Source organism: Prevotella sp. TF12-30 (genome assembly GCF_003436715.1).
GTDB classification, from domain to species: Bacteria; Bacteroidota; Bacteroidia; order Bacteroidales; family Bacteroidaceae; genus Prevotella; species Prevotella copri_A.
In genome coordinates this window covers 4,290-4,558 of sequence record NZ_QSQJ01000077.1, presented here as the reverse complement: position 1 = coordinate 4,558, position 269 = coordinate 4,290, and the positions used below count along the sequence as shown (strand labels likewise).

General features: G+C 50.6%; 1 protein-coding gene. It reads right to left on the bottom strand.

Features of this window, described 5'->3' with window-relative positions:
* On the bottom strand, positions 1-224 hold a 224-nt coding region (locus DXD25_RS15870; RefSeq protein WP_370453432.1), incomplete at its 3' end, for a hypothetical protein.
* Positions 225-269 lie beyond the last annotated feature (45 nt).

The window sequence follows — 269 nt, the reverse complement described above, 5'->3', positions numbered from 1 at the left end:
CCCATCACTCTCAATCCACCTTCCAGTCCGGACAGGCTTCCAGTGCTGGCACCGATCAGACCTCCGGCAAAACCGAGGTTGCTTGCAGCACTTGCTATCTTGGAGAACTTAGAGAATTTACTCTGATGCTTCTCCACCTTTCCGCTCTCTTTCGGGAGGACGTCGAAGGTGGAATCACTGGTCAAAACACAGTAGCTGTTGATAAACTCTGGTTCTGGAACCACTACCTTTTGCGCATGTGCTGTGCTGAACAAGGCACATGACAAAAG